Below are 21,651 nucleotides of genomic sequence, written 5' to 3' on the forward strand. Positions count from 1 at the left end.
GCTCAACGAGGGCAGAAGGCCTGATGGGCGCCTATATCCTGCGCCGCATCCTTTTGATGATCCCGACGCTGTTCGGCATCATGGCGATATCCTTCGCCGTCATCCAGTTCGCCCCCGGCGGTCCGGTCGAACAGGTCATCGCCCGGCTGACCAATCAGGGCGGCAGCGACCGCCTCGGCGGCGGTGGTGGCGACGCGGGCGCTGGCGGCAATTTCGACGCCGCCGGTGACGTCAGTTCGAAATATCGCGGTGCGCAGGGGCTCGATCCGGAATTCATCAAGAAGCTGGAGAAGCAGTTCGGCTTCGACAAGCCGCCGCTCGAGCGCTTCGGCATGATGCTGTGGAACTATGCCCGCTTTGATTTCGGCGACAGCTATTTCCGTGACATTTCGGTGCTCGATCTGATCCTGGAAAAAATGCCGGTGTCGATCTCGATCGGACTGTGGATCACGCTTTTGTCCTACCTGATCTCGATCCCGCTCGGCATCCGCAAGGCGGTCAAGGACGGCACTCCCTTCGACGTCTGGACCAGCGGCGTCGTCATCGTCGGCTATGCCATCCCGGGCTTCCTGTTCGGCATCATGCTGATGGTGCTGTTTGCCGGCGGGTCTTTCTGGGACTGGTTTCCGTTGCGCGGCCTCACCTCGGACAATTGGGATCAATTGTCCTGGTGGGGAAAGATCGTCGACTATTTCTGGCATATGACCTTGCCGCTGACCGCGCTGGTGCTGTCGGCCTTCGCCACCACGACGCTGCTGACCAAGAACTCGTTCCTCGAAGAAATCCGCAAGCAGTATGTGGTGACGGCGCGGGCCAAGGGCCTGTCGGAACGGCAGGTGCTCTACGGCCACGTCTTCCGCAATGCCATGCTGATCGTCATCGCCGGCTTTCCCGGCGCCTTCATCTCGGCCTTCTTCACCGGCTCGCTGCTGATCGAGAACATCTTTTCCCTCGACGGCCTCGGCCTGCTCGGCTTCCGGTCGGTGGTCGAGCGCGACTATCCCGTGGTGTTCGCCAATCTTTACATCTTCTCGCTGCTGGGGCTGTTCGTCGGTCTCTTGTCCGACCTGCTCTACACCTGGGTCGATCCGCGCATCGATTTCGAGCGGAGAGACGTCTGATGTCGGAGGCTACAGTCCCCGTGGACGCGGCACCCGCGCGGATAAAGCGGCCGTTTCTGTCGCCGCTCAACAAGCGGCGCCTGCAGAACTTCAGAGCCAACCGGCGCGGCTACTGGTCGCTGTGGATCTTCCTCGTCCTGTTCGTGCTGTCGCTGTTTTCCGAGTTCATCGCCAACGACAAGCCGATCATCGCCTCCTACAAGGGCGAGATCCTGTTTCCGGTGCTGGTCGCCTACCCCGAGGAAAAATTCGGCGGTTTCTATGCCGTCACCGATTATCGCGACCCGGTCATCCAGGACGAGATCAACGCCAATGGCTGGATGATCTGGCCACCGGTGCGCTACTCCTATCAGACCGTCAACAACGCCATTCCGGAAGCAGCGCCGGCCAGGCCGTCGTGGCAGTATGACGCAACGAAGCGCTGCAACCAGTATCCGCAGGGTGCCGCCGACCCCGCCTGCATGGTCGGCAACTGGAATTGGCTCGGCACCGACGACCAGGCGCGCGACGTGCTGGCGCGTGTCATCTACGGCTTCCGCATTTCGGTGCTGTTCGGCCTGATCCTGACCGCCGGCTCGGCCTTGATCGGCGTCGCGGCCGGCGCCGTGCAAGGCTATTTCGGCGGCTGGACGGATCTCTTGTTCCAGCGTTTCATCGAAATCTGGTCCGCCATCCCGGTGCTCTATCTCCTGCTCATCGTCGCCGCCATCCTGCCGCCGGGCTTCTTCATCCTGCTCGGCCTGATGCTGCTGTTCTCCTGGGTGGCGCTGGTCGGCGTGGTGCGGGCCGAGTTCCTGCGCGCCCGCAATTTCGAATATGTCAACGCGGCCCGGGCGCTCGGCGTGCCCAACCGCACCATCATGTTCCGGCACCTGCTGCCCAACGCCATGGTGGCGACATTGACCTTCATGCCCTTCCTGCTCTCAGGCTCGATCTCGACGCTGACCTCGCTCGACTACCTTGGTTTCGGCCTGCCGCCCGGCTCCGCCTCGCTCGGCGAACTGCTCAAGCAGGCACAGCGGAACCTTAATGCGCCGTGGCTCGGCATCTCCGGCTTCGTCGTCATCTCGCTGATGCTGTCGCTGCTGGTCTTCGTCGGCGAGGCTACGCGCGATGCCTTCGATCCGCGCAAGACGTTCAGATGAGCGAAGCCCCCTTGCTCAGTGTACAGGACCTCAGCGTCGCCTTCAGCCAGGGCGGCAGCCAGTCGTTGGCCGTCGACCACATCTCGTTCGACATCGCCAAGGGCGAGACGGTGGCGCTGGTCGGCGAATCCGGCTCCGGCAAATCGGTCTCGGCGCTTTCGGTGCTGAAGCTGCTGCCCTATCCAAGCGCCAGCCACCCCTCGGGAAAGATCCTGTTCCAGGGCGCCGACCTGCTTGCGATGAGCGAGAAGCAGTTGCGGCAGGTGCGCGGCAACAAGATCACCATGATCTTTCAGGAGCCGATGACTTCGCTCAATCCGCTGCACACGATCGAGCAGCAGATCGTCGAGATCCTGAAGCTGCATCAGGGCATGGCCGACCGCCCGGCCAAGGAACGCACACTGGCCTTGCTCAACGAGGTCGGCATCCGCGATCCGCACAAGCGCCTCGATGCCTATCCACACCAGTTGTCCGGCGGCCAGCGTCAGCGCGTGATGATCGCCATGGCGCTGGCCAACGAGCCCGAACTTCTGATCGCCGACGAGCCGACGACGGCACTCGACGTCACCGTGCAGGCGCAGATCCTCGAACTGCTGGCCGGCTTGAAGAGCCGCAAGGGGATGTCGATGCTGTTCATCACCCATGATCTCGGCATCGTGCGCAAGATTGCCGACCGCGTCTGCGTGATGACCAAGGGCAAGATCGTCGAGACCGGGCCGACCAAGGAGATCTTCGCCAATCCGCAGCATGCCTATACGCGGCATCTGCTGGCGGCCGAGCCGAAGGGCAAGCCGCCGGCCGCCAATGCCGGTGCCAAGCCTGTCATGACCGGCAAGGACATAAAGGTCTGGTTCCCGATCAAGCAGGGCTTCTTCCGCCGCACTGTCGACAATGTGAAGGCGGTCGACGGCATCGATGTCACCGTGCGCGCCGGCCAGACGCTTGGCGTGGTCGGCGAATCCGGCTCCGGCAAGACGACGCTCGGCCTGGCGCTGGCACGCATGATCTCGTCGACCGGAACGATCCAGTTCAACGGCCGCGACATCAACCAGCTGACTTTCAACGCCATGCGGCCGCTCAGGCGCGAATTGCAGATCGTCTTCCAGGATCCGTTCGGCTCGCTCAGCCCGCGCATGTCGATCGCCGAGATCATCGAAGAAGGCCTCAAGATCCACGAGCCGAAGCTGTCGCCCGACGAGCGCGACGACAAGGTGGCCGCCGTGCTGAAGGAGGTTGGGCTAGACCCGGCGACACGCAACCGCTATCCGCACGAGTTTTCCGGCGGCCAGCGCCAGCGCGTCGCCATCGCACGCGCCATGGTGCTCAACCCGCGCTTCGTCATGCTGGACGAGCCGACATCGGCACTCGACATGAGCGTGCAGGCGCAGGTCGTCGATCTGCTGCGCAGCCTGCAGGCCAAGCACGGCCTCGCCTATCTTTTCATCAGCCATGATTTGAAAGTCATCCGGGCGCTCGCCAACGACGTCATCGTCATGCGCAATGGCAGGATCGTCGAAGCCGGTCCTTCCCAGCAGATTTTTGAAAATCCGCAAACCGACTATACTCGGGCGCTGATCTCGGCCGCCTTCAAGATCGAGACGGCACCGGTCGGCATCGTCAGCGAGTGATTTGCGTAGAGAGGAACTAAAAGACCGCAATGGAAAAAGGCCGTATCCTGCTTGCCGTCACCGGCTTTCATCCGCAGCGCTGGCGCGAGCTCCTGTCGGCCGAGCGCGAGGTGGTGCTGGAGCCGGACGGCGCCAGCGACCCCTCGATCACCTATGCCGTGGTGTGGAAGCAGAAGCCGAACCTGTTGTCGTCGCTGCCCAATCTGCGCGCCATCTTCTCGATCGGCGCCGGCGTCGACCATATCTTCGCCGATCCCGGCCTGCCCGACGTGCCGATCGTCAAGGTCGTCGCCGACAACCTCACCCAGTACATGACCGAATATGTCGTCTGGCGGGTTCTCGACCATCATCGCCAGGGCCTGCTCTACCGGTCGCAGCAGCCGAAGAAGATCTGGCACGAGCCGCAGCAGAGGCCTGCCGGTGACATTTCGGTTGGCATCATGGGCCTCGGCAGTCTCGGCCGCGCCGCGGCCTCGGTGCTTTTGTCGCTCGGCTTTGCCGTCAATGGCTGGTCGCGCACCGACAAGGCCATGGAAGGCGTCGCGACCTATTCCGGCGAGGCTGGACTGATCCCCTTCCTCAAGGCGACCGACATCCTGGTGGTGCTTTTGCCGCTGACGCCGGAGACCAAGGGCATTATCAACTACGGCGTGCTGAAGGAGCTGCGGAAACGCAACGGCCTCGGCGGCTCGGTGCTGATCAATGCCGGGCGCGGCCGGCTGCAGAAGGACGCCGACATTTTACGGGCACTGGATGACGGCACGCTGAAGGAGGCAAGCCTCGACGTGTTCGAGGTCGAACCGTTGCCGAAGACCAGTCCGCTGTGGGGGCATCCAAAAGTGTTCGTGACGCCGCACGCGGCAGCGACCTCCGATCCGGTGCATCTGGCGCCGATCATGCTGCGCCAGATGGACGCCTTCGAACGCGGCGAAAAGCTCGACAATCTGGTGGACCGCAAGGCGGGGTATTAACCAGGCAGCGCCAATTTCTTCTGCTTGTCCGGATGCTCACAGTCGCGGCGATCAATCGACCGGTTCATGGCATCGATCTCACCGCTCGCCTTGTCGGTATCGCGCTTGGCCTTGGAGCGCATGTCAGGCGTGAACGGGCCGAAGCCCATCGCCGGATTGGAGAATGTCGGCTTGGCCTTCGTCGCAAGGCTGTATTGCTGCGCCAGCCCGTTGCGCTGCGCCAGCAACTGGTCGCAGGGCACGTTGTCATATTGCAGGGAGGACTGGACGTTCGCATCCTGCTGTTCCGACATCGAAGTGCCGCCGACACAGCCGGCGGTCAGCAGGCAAGAGGCCAAGATCATCATGTTCCAGCGCATCGGCTATGCTCCTCCTGATATCCCACCCTGATGCGAGCAGATCGCAAATATCAGTCGCGCATGCAAATCGGACTTTTTCACAGCAAGAATGTTTGCGAGGCGGCGCCGGACCCCTTCGCCGGCAGCTTCCCTGCCACAACAGGGCTGCGAGCTCGGGGCAACGGGTTCCTTCGGAGCCTTGGCCGGCGCGTGGCTGACGGAGCATCAACGAAAAACCCGCCTGTGCGGCGGGTGACTGGCACAAATCAGCACCATGGGCCAAAATGTACCATAGCTGAGGGCATGGTGTCAAGAAAAAATTCCTATCGCGCTGCCCGGCAAAAACGGCGGACACCGCCGAACTGGCTGTCGTCAGGTCTTTGCTAGGCTGAGTTCGGAGCCCCGGCCACAACGACCAGCCCGTTGACGTGTTCCCCGCGATCCTGCCGGATCACGGTTGGTTCCAGTGACAAGACCGAAAGCCCGTTGGCGGCCAGGACATCGCGCACATAGTGTTGCGCATGCGCGTAGCGGCGCGACGGCAGCAGCACGAAATCGCCGTTGCCAGCCAGCGTCTCCACGGAAAATGCGAACAGGCCATCCGTGGCCAGCAAGCCGGCAATCGTCTTCACCACGCCGGCCAGCGCACCGACATAGATGAAAACATCGGCCACCGTCACCAGATCGGCTTTCGGACCGGCATAGGGAAAATCCCGCAGATCGGCCTTATCAAGGAAATCGTAGACGCCCTTGGCCCGCGCCTTTCTCAGCATCCTGGCCGAAATGTCATATCCCTCCAGCCGGTCGGCGATCGGCCGCAGCCTCTGTCCCGTCAGGCCGGTGCCGCAGCCAAGATCGAGCGCCAGCGCGAAGCGGCCCGGCCTTGCCGCTCGAATGGCCTGGTCGAGCATCTCAGGCAGCCGGTACCCCAGCCTGCCGACCAGGGACTCGTCGAAGCTCTCGGCATAATGGTCGAACAGTGTCTCGACGAAGGCGCTGGGGAGCGCGTCGAGCGCCGGCGCCTTGCCGATCAATTGCAGGTTCAGTGCAGCGCCCTGACGATCCAATGGGTCGAGTTGCAGCGACATCGTCCAGGCCTGCGCGGCCAGATCCGCCGCGCCCGCCGCCTGCTGCATCTCGCCGAGGCGAAACCAGCCCATGGCCCATTGCGGTGTCATTTCCAGCGCCCCGAGCAGCAATTCCGCCGCTGCTGCGTGATCGCCATCCGCGTGCAGCATCTCGGCATAATCGGCACGACGATCGGCGTTCAAGTCGCCGGACGAGGCCTGAAGCGGTTTCATGGCGATGGGTCCTGCCGGCGGATCGAGCCGGCGGTGCTGTATGCGGGAGTCAGCAGTGAGTTACAACAGGCTTCCCGCCGCGGAATTATATCCTATCTTGGGATCATGCGCGCCAGCGACCTGCTTCATCCCCGGCCCGAGGGCCTCTATTGCCCGCCGGGCGATTTCTTCATCGACCCGGTGCGGCCGGTCGATCGGGCACTCATCACGCATGGCCATTCCGACCATGCGCGTTCCGGCCACCGCTCTGTGCTGGCGACGCGGCAGACACTCGACATTATGGGCCTGCGCTACGGCGAAGATTTCGCTGGCACGACGCAAGCGGCACAGCTCGGCGAGACGATTGCACTCAATGCCATCAGCGTCAGCTTCCATCCAGCCGGCCATGTGCTGGGCTCGGCGCAGATAGCGGTCGAGCATCAGGGCACGCGCATCGTCGCTTCCGGCGACTACAAGCGGCAGAGAGACGCGACCTGCGCGCCATTCGAGCCGATCCAGTGCGATGTGTTCATCACCGAAGCGACCTTCGGCCTGCCGGTGTTTCGCCATCCCCCCGATACCGAAGAGATCGCCCGCCTGCTGAAATCGGCAGCGCAGTTCCCCGAGCGCTCGCATCTGGTCGGCGCCTATGCGCTGGGCAAGGCGCAAAGGGTGATGCGGCTGTTGCGCGACGCCGGCTACGACAGGCCGCTCTACATCCATGGCGCGCTGGCCAAACTCAGTGAGTATTACCAGAGCCAAGGCATAGACCTTGGGCAACTGGAGCCGGCAACCGTCGAAAGCGGGGGCAAGGATGATTTTACCGGCGCCATCGTCGTCGGCCCGCCATCGGCCTTCGCCGACCGCTGGGCGCGGCGCTTTCCCGATCCGATCTCGTGCTTCGCGTCAGGCTGGATGCGCATTCGCCAGCGCGCCAAGCAAGGCGGCGTCGAACTGCCGCTGATCATCTCGGACCATGCCGACTGGGATGAGCTGACCGCCACCATTAGGGAGACCGGAGCCGAGGAAATCTGGGTGACGCATGGCCGCGAGGAAGCGCTGGTGCGCTGGTGCGAGCTCGAAGGCATCGCGGCGCGACCACTGCACCTGGTAGGGTACGAGGACGAGGGCGATTGATGCTAGTTGCTGATCCACCAATCACCGGCGCCGCGATCCTTCACACCCCCCTCTGGCCTGCCGGCCATCTCCCCCGCAAGGGGGGAGATCAGATGTCACCGCCGCTTTCGCTAATCACCAACCGCGCAAGGAGAGTGCTGGCATCGAAGCTGTCAATCTCCCCCCTTGCGGGGGAGATGTCCGGCAGGACAGAGGGGGGTGTGCCGAAGTGCCAAGCCCATCCAGTAGTGTCACCATGAACCGCTTCGCCGAGCTTCTCGACCGCCTGGTGCTGACGCCGTCGCGCAATGGCAAGCTGACCTTGCTGACCGACTATTTCCGAGCCGTGGAGGATCCCGATCGCGGGCTGGCGCTGGCTGCCATCACCGGCGATCTCCACATTGCCGCGGTCAAGCCGGCGATGCTGCGCATGCTGGTCACCGAGCGCATGGATCCGGTGCTGTTCGGCTATTCCTACGACTATGTCGGCGATCTCGCCGAAACGGTGTCGCTGGTCTGGCCGCAAACGCCCGGAAACCTTCCGAACCGCGAGCCGACGCTTGGCGAGGTCGTGGCCAGACTGCAGGCGGCGAGCCGCTCCGACGGGCCGAAGGTACTGGCCGGGCTGCTCGACAGCGCCGGCACCTCGGCGCGCTTTGCCATCATCAAATTGGTCACCGGCGGGCTGCGCATCGGCGTATCGGCGCGGCTGGCCAAACAGGCGCTGGCCGATTTCGGCAAGGTCGAAGTGGCCGAGATCGAGGAGCTCTGGCACGGGCTGTCACCGCCTTACACAGCGCTGTTCGCGTGGCTGGAGGGCAAGGCCGAAAAGCCCAGGAACACGGCGTTGGCATTGTTTCGCCCGGTAATGCTGTCGAACCCGCTCAGTGAAGGCGATCTCGAAAAGCTCGATCCGGCGGATTATGCCGCAGAATGGAAATGGGACGGCATCCGTGTCCAGGCGGTGGCCGAGGGCGGCATCCGCCGGCTCTATTCGCGCACCGGCGATGACGTTTCGGGTGCCTTTCCGGACCTCGCCGATGCCATGCATTTTTCCGCAACGCTGGACGGCGAACTGCTTGTCGGCGATCCCCGGCAGGCGACGGGAACGTTCTCGGATCTGCAGCAGCGGCTGAACCGCAAGACGGTGACACCGAAGATGCAGCAGCAATACCCGGCCTTCATGCGCTGCTACGATCTGCTCCAGGTCGGCGGCGAGGATCTGCGCGCGCTGTCGTTTCGCGAGCGGCGCGGCCGGCTGGAAGCGTTTGTCGGAACGCTCGACCCGAGCCGTTTCGATATTTCGCCATTCGTCGACTTCACGGATTGGCAAACGCTGGAGGAACTGCGCCGGGTGCCGCCGCATCCGATCATCGAAGGCGTCATGCTGAAGCGCTGGGACTCAGCCTATGTCGCCGGCCGGCCGAAAGGTCCATGGTTCAAATGGAAACGCGATCCGCACACGGTGGACGCCGTGCTGATGTATGCCCAGCGCGGCCACGGCAAACGCTCGAGCTTCTATTCCGACTATACGTTCGGTGTCTGGACAGGTGCCGAAGGCGAGGAGGAACTGGTGCCGGTCGGCAAGGCCTATTTCGGCTTCACCGATGCGGAGCTGAAGCAGATCGACAAATATGTCCGCGACAACACGATCGAGCGTTTCGGGCCGGTGCGTTCGGTGCGGGCCGACCGCGACAACGGCCTGGTGCTGGAAGTCGCCTTCGAAGGGCTGAACCGCTCGACCCGGCACAAATCCGGCGTCGCCATGCGCTTTCCCCGCATTTCGCGGCTGCGCTGGGACAAGCCGGCCAACGAGGCCGACCGCATCGAGACGCTGCAGGCGTTGCTCGACCGCTAGCCGTTCAGCGCTCTTACGGCTCGATCGAAACGCGGATTTCGTAGATGTCCGCGGCCTTACCCTGCTTGTCGAAGTCGGAATTGATGGCAATGGTGCCGGCCGAGCCCGGATGCTTGTCCGGAAACTGCACATCGAACAGATATTCGTTCTGCTGCTGGCCGACCGCATAGCGCTTGCGGCCGCAGTCGCCGAGTTCGCCGAAATTGCAGTCGACCGAAATCTGCGTCTCCTTGCCTTCTTCGGAGCGGGCAATGATGTCGAACACGGCATGTTTGCCGGCGAGCTTCTCCAGCACGCCTTGTCCGACGTCGAAACTGATCGCCGAACCGGACGCGCCGGAACGGATGCGCAGGAACGAACCGGTATCGTCCTTCATCACCTCGGCCCTGGCGTCAGACGGCGCGCTGACATGGGATGCATCGGCCGGCGAAAACACATTGATCCAGTCGCGCGCCTGGTCCGCGGCGCCGGGTTTTGCCGGACCGCCGTCGGCCGGTGTGAAATCGTCGTCCTCGACGGTCGGCGGCGCCTGCGGCGGGGCGGTGTCGAGTTGCGCGGATGTCTTGAACACGCCGGTCTGCACGGCGAAGAACAGGCCGATGCCAACCGCGGCGAGCAGTGTCACGGTCAGGAAGATGGCGGTCAGCGGCAGGCGACGTCCCCTTATGCGCCGTTCATCGCGGTCGGGCGCCACTTCCGTCGTCGCACCGGCCGAGGCCGGAACCGACATGTCGATGGCCGGAGCATCGGGAAGCGTGGCGTCCGGCATGATATCGGGAACGACGGGCAGGACGCGGGAGCGCGGCGCATCGGCAGCGGATTGCACGGGTCCGTCGACGACGACATCGGGGGACGATGCCTGTCGGCCGGTTTCGACCGCGGGCGCCGGGTCCGCTCCGAGTTCGACCGCCGGTGCATCGCCCTGCGGGCCGGCATCCGGCACCGCCGGCAGGAACTCGGATTCGATTTCGGTGATTTTCGCCTGGATTGCCTTGCGGCGCTTGATGGCGACCTCAACGGTCACACCGGGATTGGCCTGGAGCGCGCGATCGAGCGCGGCAAAAGCCGAGCGATAGACCCTCTCGCGGAACGCGCGGTCCTCGGCATTGCCTTTCTCCAAGGCGTTCCGGATCGCTTTTTCGATCGCGTCCAAGCAGGTCCCTCTGTCTTTGCCAACCTTGCCGTGATCGTTAGCCGCAGGCGACCAATCAATCAACGGGCGAGCGGCGTATTCTGCCTCGCAGAGGTGTGCAAAGTCCATTCCGGCGCTGTTCCGGCAACAAAATCAGCATGCTTCGCCGATTTTCGCGCACAGGGAGCGCACGCACCGTGCGCCGTATTCCCTTGGCGATTGACTCGCGGACAAGGCGGCGGCGGCCGGCTTTCGAGGGTGCCATGACGCCGACGCAGGAATTGCCAAGTCGCATCTTGAATTCGCGCCCGGTTGCGTCTATCACCGCCGCATCTTGGAGGCCTTGGCTTCCCGGGCCGCTTTAGCTCAGTTGGTAGAGCACCGCATTCGTAATGCGGGGGTCGCGTGTTCGAGTCACGCAAGCGGCACCATTCCTCCTCCGTTTTGTCGTCTGCCCCTTCGCAGTTGGTGCAAAGGACTGCGACGCCGGCCTGGCAGATCTGCCATTGTCGAGACCCCGGTTTGGTGTGAAACTCATGGCCTCAGCATGGGAGGTCAAAAAATGCCCAACAATTTCAAGACCGGAGACGTCGTCAGGCTGAAATCCGGAGGCCCCAGGATGACGATCAGCGATGGCGCAGCCTCGGGCATGTATCTGTGCCACTGGTTCAATCGCGAGGGCGAGGTGTGGACCCCGCAACATGCCGGGTTCAAGCCCGAACAACTGATTGCGGCCGACCAGTCGGACTAGAGTTTCTTCCATCCCGATCAGATCGGGATGGGCACCCTCTGTTGTCCGGGCTTGAACGGATCAGCACGCGCGACCGACGGATTTTCCGGGTCGCGGCGTTTAACGGTTGAAGCGCGATGGCGGCACAAGCCGTCTGCGTCGCGCCAACCTGGAGACGCACAACATGATCAGTCGTTCGATATCAGTCGTTGCCTTGAGTTTGCAGACCGTTGCGGCTTTCGCCCAGGCAGCGACGCCGCCTGCACCGTCAACGGCCGCGCCACTTGCCGCGCCAGGCGCTTCGGGGACCAGGTCCGACATCACGCTGGCCAAATTCCAGAAGCGGCGCGAAAAGGCGATCATGGCGGCCGACACGGATGGCGACGGCAAGATCAGCCTGCTGGAATGGGACGCCTTTCAGACGAAGCGCAACGCCAAAGGCGACGCCGCCAAATCCTTCGCGCGGATCGATTCCAACCATGACGGCTTCATCGATCGCGCCGAACTCGATGCATTCTTCGCCAAGCGCTTCGCCCGGCTGGACAAGAATGCCGACGGCATTTTAACGGCCGACGAACTGCCGGGCCACAAAACCGCTCCCAAGCAGGAACAATGACCAAGAGGCAATGACGCGCGATGAACATCGGGAGTGCGCCGACTGATGGCTGCGGATCCGGACGAGGAGCTGGTTCGCCGTGTTGGCGCCGGCGAGCCCGCAGCCGTGCAAACGCTCGTCGCGCGCAAGCTGCCGCGTATCCTGGCGCTTGCCGTGCGCATGCTCGGCGATGCGGCGGAGGCCGAGGATGTCGCGCAGGAAACCTTCGTGCGGATCTGGCGCCATGCCGCGAGCTGGCGGCGCGGCAATGCGCGCTTCGACAGCTGGATCCACCGGGTGACGCTCAACCTTTGCTACGACCGGCTGCGTCGCAGGCGCGAATGGGTGACCGGCGACCTGCCGGACGTGGTCGACCCTGCGGCACTTCCCGACGCCCCTCGCCAAGAGGACGCGCTTCGGGTCGAACGGGCACTGCAAGCCATAGCGCCGCGCCAGCGCGAAGCGATCGTTCTGGTCTACTATCAGGAGATGTCCAATATCGAGGCGGCAGCGACCTTGCAGATCAGCGTCGATGCCCTGGAGAGCCTGCTTGCGCGCGGCCGGCGGTCGCTGCAGGCGATCCTGACGGGGGATGGCGCCGATGAGTAAGCACCGGGCAAGCACCAACGCACTACGGCCATTGCGCCTTGCTGGTGCCGCCTGGCGCTCGGCGCCGACGGGCAAGGAGGAGACACATGGCTGAAGGGTCCAGAAACGAAATGGATGCCAGGCGCTTTGCCGCCTTGGCACAGGCCTATGGCGGCGACTTGCGGCGATGGCCCGAGGCTGAGCGAATGGCCGGCACGGTCTTTGCCGCGAGCGGCGCGGGCAAGGCCATCTTGAGGCAGGCGGGGGCACTTGACGCGCTGCTCGACAGCTACCGCGTCGACGCCACGGACAAGGCGCTGCACAGCAGCATTCTGCAGGCTGCCGGCCGGCACCTCGTCCAGCGCCGGCGTCAGTGGTTCTGGTGGCTGGGACTTGGACTTGCCGGTATTGGTCTGGCCGGTGCCGTGGCAGGACTGGCCCTGGTGACCATCGTCACGCCGGAGGTCCAGCCGGACCATTATGTGCTGGATGCCAATGTGACGGCGTTTGGCGATGCCGGCCCCGATGCCGAGAACGGTGAGGAAAACCTATGAGCCCCCGCTGGATCCGTGGCCTGGTCATTGCTTCCGTGGTGCTGAACGTCTTTCTTGCAGGCGCATTTGCCGGCGGTGCGGTCTGGCTGAGAAATGCCAAATCGGGTGTCTCGCTGGAATCGGCTGGCCGACAGCTTCCCAACCAGGACCGCAAGGCGTTCCGCCTGGCGCTGCGCCAGGTTCGCGTGGAGTCCCGGCAGATCATTCTAGATGGCCAGCAGGCGAGGCAGGAGGCAGCGGACCTGTTGCAGCAGCCTGTCATGGACAAGGCCGCCTTGTCCGCCGCGCTGGAGCGGGCACGCAATGCCGATGTGACGGTGCGCAGCCGGCTTGAACAGGCCATTGTCGACTTCGCGGCGAACACGTCACACGAAAACCGGAGCGTGCTGGCACAGGCATTGCTGCGCCATATGGAACGCCGCGCCGCCGTTGCGCCGAAAAAATCGCCATGACGACCGACGGAAAAGGCCGGAGACGCCGTTTAACGATGCGAAGGGACAAGCCTGCCCGATCGCACCATGCAGGGCGGCCATCTTCAAACTCGAAAGCACTCGGAGTCCAATTATGAGTCGCCTGAAAAACTACGCAGCAGCCGCTATGCTGGCCCTCAGCGGAACGGTCGTGACAGCCACCGCGTCCAGCGCAATGCCCATCGTGTCCGTTGCCCAGCCGGCCGCCCAGGCATCGGTCGAGCATGTCCGCTGGGGCTGCGGCATCGGCTGGCATCCGAACAGATGGGGACGTTGCGTGCCGAGCGGCGTCGTCATCGTGCGCCCGCGCTACCACTACTGGCACGCTCCGGTCCACGTCTGGCATCCGCACCATCGCTGGCATCGCTGGCACCACTACTGATCGAAGCACGGTAGGGCCAGGCGCTTGTGAAACCTGGTCCCGCCGTTGCGGACAGCGCGATCCCCGGAATTAAGGTTAAATTCACTATAGATTTGTTCTCAGCCCGCAAATAATCGAAGAGTTTCCCGAAACTATGCTCAGGCATATTCATGGGAAAATCTGTGGCTCAGCTTCAAATCCTTGGGCGGGTGCTCTGTCATCCGCTGACGCTGGTCGTGGTCAGCTTAGCCGGTGTCTTCGCCGCCGGACGGGCCGAGCACGAATGGCTGTCGGTGCCGTTCTCGCTGGCGCTGGTGGCTGCCCTTGCCGGACTTCTCTTCCTGGCTTCGGGGCGCCTTGTCTTTTCCGTCTATCTCGCCTGGATGGGCATCGCTTTCATCACAGTGGTGTCAGCGATTAAATTCAGGATGAAGGGGTTTTCGCTGCACTTCTACGACACGGTCTTCGTGTCGAAGGATCCGGAAGTGTACCGCTTCCTGCTCGGCTCCTACCTCCATCTGATCGCGCCGGTCGTTGTTGCCCTGGTGCTCGGCATCGGGGCTGCGATCCTTCTGTTCCGGATCGATCGAAAAATCGGCTGGTCGGTGTCGGCACGCGTTCTGGTGATGTCGGCGCTCGTCGTCCTGGTGCCGCTGACCTTTCCGGCCGAGGCCTCGAAGGACCGCTATTTCTACTACATGCAGGGCCGGCACATGTCGGCCTTCTTCGTCTCGCTGCTGGATTTGCACAACCTCGTTGTTGAATCGGGCTTCGAAAAGCGGCTGCAAGCCGTCGCGCCGCAGCAGCCTTTTGCCGACACGGTCGATTGCGGCGACCGGGCTGATCTTCCCGACGTCTTTTTCGTGCTCAGCGAAAGCCAATCCGATCCCGGCTATTTTCCGCAGGTCGGCAATGGCGCGGGATTCCTGCAGAGGTTCGCACCGGGGGCCGGCACGCCGCATCCGATGCAGGTCGAGACATTTGGCGGCGGCACCTGGATCACCAATCTGTCGCTGATGACCGGCCTGTCGGCCACCGATTTCGGCTGGCGAAGCCCCTATCTGACCATCACCCTGCAGGACAAGGTCGCCGGCGCCTTGCCGGAGGTGCTGGCGCGCTGCGGCTATCGAACTGTCGTGATGACGCCGATGGACTTTTCGTTCGTCAATGAAGGGCCGTTCCTGAAATCGATCGGTTTCGAGACCGTGCTCGACATCAAGGACATCGCCGCGCCCTTCTACCACCTGCGCGATATCTTTTATTACCAGGCGGCCGAGGCATTCATCGCCAGGCACCGCAAGGAAGACGGCCGGCCGCTGTTCCTCGAAATCCAGACCATGTTTCCGCACTCCCCCTATGAGGGGCGGATGGAGCCCGAGTTGAAGGTCGAGGGCGAGCCTTTCTCGGGCGATTTCCAGGCCAATGAGTATCTGCGCCGGATGGCGGTAGCGCGCGGCGATTTCCAGCATTTCCTCGACAAGAGGGAAGCGGATGCCGGTGAACGCGGCGCCGTGGTGCTCGAGTTCGGCGATCACCAGTCGTCGGCGACCAAGCCGTTCGTCGACGCGATCGCCGGGGACGACGCCTTGGCGACCCCTGGCTCGCTTGCCTACCGCACCTTCTACACGCTCACCACCTTCAACCATCCTTTGCGCCATCCGATGCCTGACCTGGCGCCGCTCGACGTCGGCTTCCTCAGTGCAAGCCTGCTCGACGCGGCGGGCCTGCCGATGTCGCCTGTCATGGCCGATCTCGTGCGCCTGCGCGACCATTGCGGCGGCAGGTTCCATGGCTGCAAGGACAGGGCAGAAGTGGACGCGCATCTGCGCCGGCGCGTCGATTCAGGGCTGCTGCATCTGTTCCCGGAGGCGGTGCCGTTGCGTTCGCTGGCGCCGCTCCAATCGGTAGACGCCCGCTAGATATTCAGTCGATTTTATCCGGTCCCAGCGTCGCCACCGTCTTCAGCGCACCATCCAGCATGTCGCCCTTCTCGTCTTTCAGCGCCATCTCGCGCAGGCGGCGGATCCAGTCGGCGGCGTCCGTGCGGCCCTTGACCAGATCGAGCGCCGACAGCACCCGGTCGAATTTCGATTGCGCACGGACATGGGTGTCGCTGTAGCCCTTGATCAGGCGGCGGCAGTTGAGGATTTCGACCGCCAGCGCATAATCCCTAGGCACATGGTCGAGCGCCAGCGCGTACCAGCGATCAAGATGCGCGACCTCGACCTTGTGGCGCAGCAGACTACGGCGCCAACGGCGCAGGCCGCCGATGAACCACAGTGCTGCAAAGCCGGCAAAACTGTCGGTGCGGATGCGGCGGCCATGATTGATGCGGCGGTCGAGAAAGGCGGCGAGCTTCGGCCGGCTTTCGATGTAGCTGCCCAGTCCCGCCGGCAGCGTGCCGCAGAACTCCTCGATGCGCGGATGGAAATATTCGGTGACCTGCAGGATCGAGCCGTCCTTGACGCCGATCTCGCGGCGCACGCGTTTGTCACGCGTCGAGCGCGTCTTGAGATCGGCAACGCGGATCATGTCGTCGTAGCATAGGGCGTTGGCCAGATGCTTTGCGGCAGCGATGGACAGGCCATAGCCGCGGTTCGGCCCGTCCAGCGCGACGGCCTGGTCCAGCCAGTCGAGATACTCGCGCCCGTAAGCGATGTCCTGATAGTCGACGACCTTTCTCAAGCCCCGAAGTGCCATGTCGCGTACGGCCACCGGCAACAGGTCGATGCGGGCAGCCAAGGTCTGCCAGCCCTGCAGCAGGTTTTGCGGGCCACTCACCTGTCCTGTGCCCAGGGCAGATTCGACTATCGCGGGCTCGGCCGGCTTCGGCGCCGGTGCTGCCGTGCCGCGCGCGCGGTCAAACGCAGCGCCGAAGGCAGCGAGGCTGGCCTTGACGCCCCGGCCGCCGGCACCGATCGCCTGTTCGTAGCTCTCGCGGGTGAAGGGCAGCGCATCGGACCCCGCCAGCGCGCCAAGCAGGCTGGCCGAGATCATCGAACCATTGTCGGCGGCGATCTTTTCCATGTCGAAAGCGATGAAGCGCTTCGATGCTGCTTCCGCCGTCGCATGAACCTTGGAGGACGAGGCCCGGCCATCGCCCGGCTCGATCTTTTCCGACACGGCGGCGATGCGGTGCGAGGAGGCGATCAGCGTCGTCCGCTCGGGCGTGACGAAGCCGCGAATGATGGCACGGCCGGCTTCCATCAATTCGGCGGCGATCAGGATGTCGACGTCGCCCTGCGACGGCGACAGCGCGAAGACCGGCAGCCGGCCGGTGTCGCGGGCCATCTCCACATAGTAAATGGTGGCGCCAGTACGCTGGGCGACGCCGGCGACCGAGGTCGATTGCGCAACAAAGCCGTTGCGCTCGGCGACATCGGTGATCCAGTCGGCGAGCACGCCACCGCCCTGGCCGCCGACCGCCAGCACGGCGAGCTTGATGACACGCTCGCTATCCTGAGCGCCGGCGCGGGCGCGAAGTGGGGGGACGGCGTCAAGCATCGGCGAAGGTCAGGCGCCGGCTTTCGCGGCGGCGCTGCAACAGGCTGATGGTGGCACGGCGCGCGGCTTCCAGGAAGCGATCCCAGCGGCTCGGATTGTGCACGACGTCGGCGCGATAGAAGGACGGGCACAGCACCGCCGCATCGGCGACCTCGCCGCAATTGCCGCAGCCGACGCAGCTCTGGTCGATATGCGCCACCGGATCGTCGCGCAACGGGTCGTCGAGCGACTTCACCGACAGCGACGGGCAGCCGGACAGACGCATGCAGGCATGGTCGCCGGTGCAGATATCCTCGTCGACACCGAACTTCGGTTTCACGACACGGGTCCCGCCCTTGATCGCCTTGTCGACCAGCGGCTTTTCGCGGCGCTGCCGGTTGAGCATGCATTCGGACGAGGCGACAATGACCTTCGGCCCTTTCTCTTCCGTCGTCAGCGCCTCACGCAGCGTGTCCTGCATCCTGGTCACATCATAGGTACGGTCGACATGGCGCAACCATTTGACGCCCATGCCTTTCACCGCCTCGGTGATCGGGTGCTTCGTCGACTTGGTCTTGTTGCCCGCGCGCGATGACAGGATGTCCTGCCCGCCGGTCGCAGCCGAATAGAAATTGTCGACGATGACGATGACGCCGTCGTTCTTGTTGAACACCGCATTGCCGATCGAGGAGGTCAGGCCGTTGTGCCAGAAGCCGCCATCGCCGACGAAGGAGATCGAGCGGCGCTTGGCATCCGGCGAATTGAACGCCGAGGCCGAGGCGGGCCCCAGCCCGTAGCCCATGGTGGTGGCGCCGAGTTCGAAGGGCGGCATGATCGAGAAGAGGTGGCAACCGATGTCGGAGGCGATGTGATGTTTGCCGAGTTCCTGCTCGACCAGTTTTGTCGCGGCAAAGATCGGCCGTTCCGGGCAGCCGATGCAGAAACCGGGCGGTCGTCCTGGAACGACGTTGATCAGGTCGGCTGCGTCGACGCCATCGCCGACCTTGTTGGGCGCCCGCACTTCGCCGGGCAGCAGATGCGGCGCCTCGGCGCGCAGGAAGGCGCCGATGCCGTCGAGCATGACCTGGCCGGTGTATTCGCCGGCCATCGGCAAATGCTCCTTGCCGACCAGCCTGGTGCCGCGACCGGCCTTGTGCAGCATCGAAGCGAAGGCCTGTTCAATGTAGTTGGGCTGGCCTTCCTCGACGACCAGCACCGACTGCTTGCCCTCGCAGAAGGACAGGAACTCGTCATCAATCAAGGGATAGACGGCGTTGAGCACATAGAGCGGCACGTCGGTGTCGCCATAAGTGTCGGCAAGGCCTAGCCGCTGCAGCGCGCGGATGACCGAATTGTACATGCCGCCCTGCATGACGATGCCGACCGAGCCATGATCCGACCCGAAGAATTCGTTGATCTTGTTCTTGCGGATGAAATCGACCGCCGCCGGCCAGCGCTTCTGCACCTTCTCCTTCTCATGCAGGAAGGAAGCGGGCGGCAAAACGATGCGGCCGGTGTCGCGGCGCGGCGCGTCAAGCGCATCGGCGACCGTCATCGGCGGCCGCTTATTGTCCTTGGCGATGAAATGGCCGTGGACGTGGCAGCAGCGGATGCGAACCTGCAGCATGACCGGCGTGTTGGAAATCTCCGACAGTTCGAAACCGTCCTCCACCGCCTTGACAATCGACGGCAGGTTGGGGCGCGGGTCGAGCAGCCAGACCTGGCTTTTCATGGCGAAGGCATGACTGCGTTCCTGCATGATCGAGGAGCCTTCGCCATAGTCCTCGCCGACAATGATCAGCGCGCCGCCGGTGACGCCGCCGGAGGCGAGGTTGGCCAGCGCATCGGAGGCGACATTGGTGCCGACCGTCGACTTGAAGGTCGCCGCACCGCGGATCGGGTAATGCACCGAGGCGGCCAGCATGGCGGTGGCGGTGGCTTCGGAAGCGCTGGCTTCGAAGTGCACGCCGAGTTCGCCCAGAATGTCCTGTGCGTCGGCCAGCACGTCCATCAGATGGCTGATCGGCGCGCCCTGGTAGCCGCCGACATAGCCGACGCCGCATTGCAGCAGCGCTTTAGTGATGGCGAGGATGCCTTCGCCGGCAAATTCCTCGCCGGCACCCAGCCGAAGCTTTTCGACTTCCTTGGCAAAAGAGCGTTCGGCCATTTTTTTCTCCTTCCGGTACCGCCCGGGGTTTGGCGGCGCGTAGGTCTAGATGTCGTGCTTGCGAATGTTCTTCAGCATCTTCAAAAGCGTGGCGATAAGTGCGGAATATTCGGCGTCGTCGATATCGTCGAACATCGCCTCGAACGCGTCATGCATGGCCGGCCAGGCGCGCGCGAACTCGGCGCGGCCGTCGTCGGTCAGGAACACGTGGCGGATGCGGCTGTCGGTGACGCCCTGTTCGCGTCGTACCAGGCCCTGGCCCTCCAGCGAGTCGAGCGTCCGGCTCAAGGTCGACTGCTCGATGACCGTATAGACCGAGAGGTCGTTGACGGTGATGCCGTCGGTGACCGACAGCACGGCCAGCGTGCGCACCTGCGGAATGGTCAGGCCCTGCTTGCGGAAATCGTCGCGCAAGGTGGCGTTATAGCGGCCCATGATGCGGTTCATCAGATAGGGCGCGAATTGCTGCAGGCCGATCTGCCCCAGGGTCGAAATGCGCTGGCGCTTCTCAGTGACCTTCTCTTCCATCACAGCCTCCCCGCAAGGAGAAAGCCGGAGCCGCCGCCAAGGCCGGCACCCGGATGGGTCGAGGCGCCGATATGGTAGAGGCCCTTGATGCCGGTCTGATGGTTGCGGCTGCTCTTGAACGGCCGCCACAGGAACGACTGGTCGATGGTCGAGGAACCGCCATAGGGGTCGCCGCCGACGAGATTGATGTTCATCGCCTCGAGATCGGCCGGCGAATAGGCACGGCGCGCGATCACGCTGGCCTTGAAGCCCTCAATGTGGCCGGCGAGGATGGCCTCGGCGCGATCGGCATAGGCTTCGCGTAGCGCAACGGTCCACTGCCCGTCTGCCGGTGCCTGCAGCTTGCCGGCTGCGTCACCCTTGATGTGGCGAGGCGCCTCGGGCAGTTGCAGCCACAGGATCGCCTTGCCTTCGGGGCAGCGCGACGGATCGAGCGCATGCGGCTGGCCGGCACAGATGGTCGGCACCTCCGGCAGCATGCCGCGCGCCGCCTCGTTGCAGGCTTTCGAGACGCCATCCAGTCCCGGCGTCAGATGCAGCAGCGCCACCTTGTCCAGGCCTTCGCCCCGCCATGCGGGCGGCTTGCTCAGAGCATAATGGATCTGGAAATTGCCCTTGCCGTATCGGTATTTCTGCGTCGCCTCGACATCGGCTTGGGGAGCGTCGGCTCCAAGCAGCCTGCCGTAGAGCTGCGTCGGCGTGACTGAGCAGATGACGCTCTTGTTGGCATGGACCGTTTCGCCCGAGGCCAGTCGCACGCCGGTCGCGCGGCCATTGCTTTGAACGATCGAAGCGACATCGGCGCCGGTGCGGATGTCGCCGCCGCGTTCCCGGATCAAAGCCTCGAAGGCCGCCAGCAGGTTTTTTGCCCCGCCCTTGACGATCGGCGCGCCCGCCGCCTCAAGCGCGAAGGCGATAACCCTAGCGATCTGGCCGGAGAATGCATCTTCAGGGCCTAATCCAGCATGCAGCACCCAGGGCGCCCACAGCGCGCGGATGGTTTCGGACCGGTAGGTGTTTTCCAGCCAGCCGCGCGCCGGCACCAGTGCCTCGCCGAGAAAGGCGGCAAGACCGCGCGGGCCGCGCCGCCAGCCATCGCCGGCCAGCAGCTTGGCGGTCGGATAGGACCACAGGCTGCCGCCGAGCAAGCCGAACAGCAGGCCGGCATTGCGCTCGATGCCGCCGACATCATCCGCGTGCCGGTCACCGTCGCCTGCCGCGATCGCATTGAGGGCCGCGACGTTGGCGGCACGGTCGGTGCTGAGCACGGCGTGGCTGCCGTCCGGCCGCAGCACGCCGGTCGGCGTGCCCGTGTGGCAGAACTCCAGCCCGTGCCGTGCAAGGTCGGCGCCCAGCGCCGCAAAGGCCGGCGAGGTGATGAACAGCACGAAGGTCGTCGCCATCACATCATGGATGAAGCCGGGCGCGGTGATCTCCTCGGTGCGCATGCAACCGCCAATGCGGTCGTTGCGCTCCAGGACGAGCACACGCGCCCCTTTGCCGCCGAGCATCGCCGCGCAGACCAGCGCGTTGATGCCGCTGCCGACGATGATGTGATCCGGCTGGGTCACGGCAAACGCTTTCGC

The 21,651-nt window shown here is 64.1% G+C and carries 20 protein-coding genes and 1 tRNA gene; 14 read left to right on the forward strand and 7 right to left on the reverse strand.

The window, feature by feature from the left end; genetic code table 11:
- Window positions 1-23: 23 nt before the first annotated feature.
- Genes NKI21_RS00595 through NKI21_RS00610 form a run of 4 tightly spaced genes read left to right on the forward strand, consistent with a single transcriptional unit; the run spans window position 24 to window position 4,865 of the window.
- Entirely contained in the window at window positions 24-1,121 is a 1,098-nt protein-coding gene (locus NKI21_RS00595; RefSeq protein WP_013527941.1) for a microcin C ABC transporter permease YejB, read from the forward strand.
- Complete coding sequence (locus NKI21_RS00600; protein WP_127321003.1) at window positions 1,121-2,266, forward strand: ABC transporter permease; 1,146 nt, start codon at window positions 1,121-1,123, stop codon at window positions 2,264-2,266. Before NKI21_RS00595 ends, NKI21_RS00600 begins: the two co-directional genes overlap by 1 nt.
- Window positions 2,263-3,894: an ABC transporter ATP-binding protein gene (locus tag NKI21_RS00605; protein WP_352864107.1), complete on the forward strand. Its 1,632-nt coding sequence runs from the start codon at window positions 2,263-2,265 to the stop codon at window positions 3,892-3,894. Before NKI21_RS00600 ends, NKI21_RS00605 begins: the two co-directional genes overlap by 4 nt.
- A 29-nt stretch (window positions 3,895-3,923) precedes the next feature.
- A complete protein-coding gene (locus tag NKI21_RS00610) occupies window positions 3,924-4,865 on the forward strand; it encodes a 2-hydroxyacid dehydrogenase (RefSeq protein WP_127321001.1) in 942 nt (313 codons plus the stop codon).
- Here NKI21_RS00610 and NKI21_RS00615 read toward each other — a convergent pair.
- Both NKI21_RS00615 and NKI21_RS00620 read right to left on the reverse strand, forming a co-directional pair.
- Window positions 4,862-5,224 (reverse strand): hypothetical protein, encoded by a 363-nt coding sequence (locus NKI21_RS00615; RefSeq protein ID WP_352439675.1) that lies wholly within the window; start codon window positions 5,222-5,224, stop codon window positions 4,862-4,864. The two genes, NKI21_RS00610 and NKI21_RS00615, sit on opposite strands and share 4 nt — an antisense overlap.
- 362 nt (window positions 5,225-5,586) lie before the next feature.
- Window positions 5,587-6,504, reverse strand: coding sequence for a class I SAM-dependent DNA methyltransferase (locus NKI21_RS00620; RefSeq protein ID WP_352864112.1), 918 nt, complete (start codon window positions 6,502-6,504; stop codon window positions 5,587-5,589).
- A 105-nt stretch (window positions 6,505-6,609) separates the two neighbouring features.
- Here NKI21_RS00620 and NKI21_RS00625 point away from each other — a divergent pair, with 105 nt between their 5' ends.
- Together NKI21_RS00625 and NKI21_RS00630 are read left to right on the forward strand one after the other, a co-directional pair.
- Window positions 6,610-7,620 carry a ligase-associated DNA damage response exonuclease gene (locus tag NKI21_RS00625; protein ID WP_352864115.1) on the forward strand — a complete coding sequence of 337 codons (1,011 nt, stop codon included), beginning with the start codon at window positions 6,610-6,612 and terminating at the stop codon, window positions 7,618-7,620.
- Between the two features lie 235 nt (window positions 7,621-7,855).
- Window positions 7,856-9,457, forward strand: coding sequence for a cisplatin damage response ATP-dependent DNA ligase (locus NKI21_RS00630; protein ID WP_023811452.1), 1,602 nt, complete (start codon window positions 7,856-7,858; stop codon window positions 9,455-9,457).
- Between the two features lie 13 nt (window positions 9,458-9,470).
- Here NKI21_RS00630 and NKI21_RS00635 read toward each other — a convergent pair whose 3' ends face one another.
- Window positions 9,471-10,610 (reverse strand): hypothetical protein, encoded by a 1,140-nt coding sequence (locus tag NKI21_RS00635; RefSeq protein WP_352773451.1) that lies wholly within the window; start codon window positions 10,608-10,610, stop codon window positions 9,471-9,473.
- Window positions 10,611-10,944: 334 nt separating this feature from the next.
- Here NKI21_RS00635 and NKI21_RS00640 point away from each other — a divergent pair.
- The 8 genes from NKI21_RS00640 to NKI21_RS00675 all read left to right on the forward strand — a co-directional run bounded on the left by NKI21_RS00640 (window position 10,945) and on the right by NKI21_RS00675 (window position 15,806).
- A tRNA-Thr gene (locus tag NKI21_RS00640) sits at window positions 10,945-11,020 on the forward strand.
- A 131-nt stretch (window positions 11,021-11,151) separates the two neighbouring features.
- Window positions 11,152-11,340 carry a YodC family protein gene (locus NKI21_RS00645; protein ID WP_023811455.1) on the forward strand — a complete coding sequence of 63 codons (189 nt, stop codon included), beginning with the start codon at window positions 11,152-11,154 and terminating at the stop codon, window positions 11,338-11,340.
- 163 nt (window positions 11,341-11,503) lie between these two features.
- The gene (locus NKI21_RS00650; RefSeq protein ID WP_352773453.1) at window positions 11,504-11,935 is read left to right on the forward strand and encodes an EF-hand domain-containing protein; all 432 of its coding nucleotides are present in this window, start codon (window positions 11,504-11,506) and stop codon (window positions 11,933-11,935) included.
- A gap of 45 nt (window positions 11,936-11,980) precedes the next feature.
- Window positions 11,981-12,523, forward strand: a complete 543-nt coding sequence (locus NKI21_RS00655; RefSeq protein ID WP_023811457.1) for an RNA polymerase sigma factor — start codon at window positions 11,981-11,983, stop codon at window positions 12,521-12,523.
- Window positions 12,524-12,609: 86 nt separating this feature from the next.
- Complete coding sequence (locus NKI21_RS00660; protein ID WP_352610779.1) at window positions 12,610-13,056, forward strand: hypothetical protein; 447 nt, start codon at window positions 12,610-12,612, stop codon at window positions 13,054-13,056.
- Complete coding sequence (locus tag NKI21_RS00665; protein WP_352610780.1) at window positions 13,053-13,508, forward strand: periplasmic heavy metal sensor; 456 nt, start codon at window positions 13,053-13,055, stop codon at window positions 13,506-13,508. The genes NKI21_RS00660 and NKI21_RS00665 overlap by 4 nt, the downstream gene beginning before the upstream one ends.
- A 112-nt stretch (window positions 13,509-13,620) precedes the next feature.
- Window positions 13,621-13,908 (forward strand): GCG_CRPN prefix-to-repeats domain-containing protein, encoded by a 288-nt coding sequence (locus NKI21_RS00670; RefSeq protein ID WP_023811460.1) that lies wholly within the window; start codon window positions 13,621-13,623, stop codon window positions 13,906-13,908.
- A 161-nt stretch (window positions 13,909-14,069) separates the two neighbouring features.
- Window positions 14,070-15,806 (forward strand): sulfatase-like hydrolase/transferase, encoded by a 1,737-nt coding sequence (locus NKI21_RS00675; protein WP_352796993.1) that lies wholly within the window; start codon window positions 14,070-14,072, stop codon window positions 15,804-15,806.
- A gap of 4 nt (window positions 15,807-15,810) precedes the next feature.
- Here NKI21_RS00675 and NKI21_RS00680 read toward each other — a convergent pair whose 3' ends face one another.
- Genes NKI21_RS00680 through NKI21_RS00695 form a run of 4 tightly spaced genes read right to left on the reverse strand, consistent with a single transcriptional unit; the run spans window position 15,811 to window position 21,636 of the window.
- Window positions 15,811-17,391, reverse strand: a complete 1,581-nt coding sequence (locus NKI21_RS00680) for an indolepyruvate oxidoreductase subunit beta family protein (protein ID WP_352796990.1) — start codon at window positions 17,389-17,391, stop codon at window positions 15,811-15,813.
- Entirely contained in the window at window positions 17,384-19,537 is a 2,154-nt protein-coding gene (locus NKI21_RS00685) for a thiamine pyrophosphate-dependent enzyme (protein WP_023811463.1), read from the reverse strand. The genes NKI21_RS00680 and NKI21_RS00685 overlap by 8 nt, the downstream gene beginning before the upstream one ends.
- A gap of 45 nt (window positions 19,538-19,582) precedes the next feature.
- A complete protein-coding gene (locus NKI21_RS00690; protein WP_023811464.1) occupies window positions 19,583-20,065 on the reverse strand; it encodes a MarR family winged helix-turn-helix transcriptional regulator in 483 nt (160 codons plus the stop codon).
- The gene (locus NKI21_RS00695) at window positions 20,065-21,636 is read right to left on the reverse strand and encodes a phytoene desaturase family protein (protein ID WP_352864119.1); all 1,572 of its coding nucleotides are present in this window, start codon (window positions 21,634-21,636) and stop codon (window positions 20,065-20,067) included. Before NKI21_RS00695 ends, NKI21_RS00690 begins: the two co-directional genes overlap by 1 nt.
- Window positions 21,637-21,651 lie beyond the last annotated feature (15 nt).

It is taken from the genome of Mesorhizobium sp. M0715 (assembly GCF_040320355.1).
In the GTDB taxonomy this organism is placed as follows: Bacteria; Pseudomonadota; Alphaproteobacteria; order Rhizobiales; family Rhizobiaceae; genus Mesorhizobium.

Coding starts and splice junctions, on each gene's coding strand:
- NKI21_RS00595 (WP_013527941.1), top strand. CDS start 24: ATGGGCGCCTATATCCTGCGCCGCATCCTTTTGATGATCCCGACGCTG.
- NKI21_RS00600 (WP_127321003.1), top strand. CDS start 1,121: ATGTCGGAGGCTACAGTCCCCGTGGACGCGGCACCCGCGCGGATAAAG.
- NKI21_RS00605 (WP_352864107.1), top strand. CDS start 2,263: ATGAGCGAAGCCCCCTTGCTCAGTGTACAGGACCTCAGCGTCGCCTTC.
- NKI21_RS00610 (WP_127321001.1), top strand. CDS start 3,924: ATGGAAAAAGGCCGTATCCTGCTTGCCGTCACCGGCTTTCATCCGCAG.
- NKI21_RS00615 (WP_352439675.1), bottom strand. CDS start 5,224: ATGCGCTGGAACATGATGATCTTGGCCTCTTGCCTGCTGACCGCCGGC.
- NKI21_RS00620 (WP_352864112.1), bottom strand. CDS start 6,504: ATGAAACCGCTTCAGGCCTCGTCCGGCGACTTGAACGCCGATCGTCGT.
- NKI21_RS00625 (WP_352864115.1), top strand. CDS start 6,610: ATGCGCGCCAGCGACCTGCTTCATCCCCGGCCCGAGGGCCTCTATTGC.
- NKI21_RS00630 (WP_023811452.1), top strand. CDS start 7,856: ATGAACCGCTTCGCCGAGCTTCTCGACCGCCTGGTGCTGACGCCGTCG.
- NKI21_RS00645 (WP_023811455.1), top strand. CDS start 11,152: ATGCCCAACAATTTCAAGACCGGAGACGTCGTCAGGCTGAAATCCGGA.
- NKI21_RS00650 (WP_352773453.1), top strand. CDS start 11,504: ATGATCAGTCGTTCGATATCAGTCGTTGCCTTGAGTTTGCAGACCGTT.
- NKI21_RS00655 (WP_023811457.1), top strand. CDS start 11,981: ATGGCTGCGGATCCGGACGAGGAGCTGGTTCGCCGTGTTGGCGCCGGC.
- NKI21_RS00660 (WP_352610779.1), top strand. CDS start 12,610: ATGGCTGAAGGGTCCAGAAACGAAATGGATGCCAGGCGCTTTGCCGCC.
- NKI21_RS00665 (WP_352610780.1), top strand. CDS start 13,053: ATGAGCCCCCGCTGGATCCGTGGCCTGGTCATTGCTTCCGTGGTGCTG.
- NKI21_RS00670 (WP_023811460.1), top strand. CDS start 13,621: ATGAGTCGCCTGAAAAACTACGCAGCAGCCGCTATGCTGGCCCTCAGC.
- NKI21_RS00680 (WP_352796990.1), bottom strand. CDS start 17,391: ATGCTTGACGCCGTCCCCCCACTTCGCGCCCGCGCCGGCGCTCAGGAT.
- NKI21_RS00685 (WP_023811463.1), bottom strand. CDS start 19,537: ATGGCCGAACGCTCTTTTGCCAAGGAAGTCGAAAAGCTTCGGCTGGGT.
- NKI21_RS00690 (WP_023811464.1), bottom strand. CDS start 20,065: ATGGAAGAGAAGGTCACTGAGAAGCGCCAGCGCATTTCGACCCTGGGG.